Raw genomic sequence first — 1252 nt, 5'->3', positions numbered from 1 at the left:
GAAGGCAAACAAAAAGGAGCACCTTTAGCTCTCTCGCTCCAAACTGATTGGCGTCAGTTTGAAGGTCGTTGAGATCAAAAGGTTCCAAACAACATTCGACCATGTTGAATGGATTGCTCCTTGATAATTGTAGACGATGTCTACAACGTTGCTATTATAACAAACAACTGAGGGGTATTCATTCGTTTTCACTTATTTTTTAAAATCTTTTTTTATAAGACAGTTTGAAAAGGTGATTTTCAGAAGATGAGTGAGGACGTATGTGTATGGCCTTGGACTAATACGATTCTTTTTTTTATACGTTTGATTCAGTGGGGGAGTGCGTGTAAAACGAGGATCAAATTAGCTGTTATAGGGCGTTGTCGACAACTACAATCTTTGAGGAGGGATTTCACGCATGTGGAATGCCTCCTTTTTGTTTGCCTTTATTTTAAAATTAACTACTTGAAAGGATCTGAAGATGATGACAAAAGGCTATGCGGTTAGATTGATTGACTTACTAGAAACAAAGGGAGTGATAGTTCAGCTTTTTAATGGACAACGGTGGAAAATCAATAACGAGAAAGCTCTACGATTTTCAATTTTTTATGAAGGTGGTAAACCTTATGAGGTAAACTTTGGAGAAAGGTCGACAGAAGAGCTGTTTGATCAAATTAAATTAGTTTTCGATAAGAAAGGCAGTATCCTTGCAAGAAGAATTCAAACAAATCTGCCTTTAAAAACAATTAAAGCAAATGACGTTTTTCGTTATAAAAGAGCTGATCCAAAAAAAGCAGCACTTAAAATCTATCAAGCAATCGAGGAGCAAGAAGATCAAGAATTTGCTCGTCAAATGATCACGCATTGGTATTCTAATGATTCAGGCGAACTAATAAAAAAATAATTACTCAAACAAAAACGTCTTATATTTGCTAATTTTTTAGCAATAAAATCTTAAATTCTTGTTGGGTGTTGATGACGAACAACCAACAAATAAAATTGAATAGGGCGAGTAGAACCGCCCCTCTGAACTAATCAGCATGGCTACTAAAGGGTTCAGTGACCGTTACCCAGCTAGATGGGTGTGCCAGAATCATGGAAGGATTTGCGAAGATTTATCTGAAAGATAAGGAGCGAATATCCTGCCTTCCTAGGAGTTAGACTTCTCCGGTTGTAAAAGTCTTGCGAATAATGGTTCTACAAAAATTAGCAAATATAAGACGTTTTTGCTATGAGAAATATCAATACGAAAGGGGAAAATATATGCCAAAAG

The 1252-nt window shown here is 36.3% G+C and carries 1 protein-coding gene; it reads left to right on the top strand.

Annotation, left to right across the window (positions count from 1 at the left end):
- The first annotated feature begins 463 nt into the window (after nucleotides 1–463).
- A complete protein-coding gene (locus tag IGJ14_RS15355) occupies nucleotides 464–883 on the top strand; it encodes a hypothetical protein (protein ID WP_430608673.1) in 420 nt (139 codons plus the stop codon).
- The last annotated feature ends 369 nt before the right edge of the window (nucleotides 884–1252 follow it).

The organism is Enterococcus sp. DIV1304_2, from assembly GCF_050555445.1.
Lineage (GTDB): Bacteria > Bacillota > Bacilli > Lactobacillales > Enterococcaceae > Enterococcus_B > Enterococcus_B pernyi.
This window is presented reverse-complemented; position numbering and strand designations above follow the sequence as displayed.

Coding starts and splice junctions, on each gene's coding strand:
- IGJ14_RS15355 (WP_430608673.1), top strand. CDS start 464: ATGACAAAAGGCTATGCGGTTAGATTGATTGACTTACTAGAAACAAAG.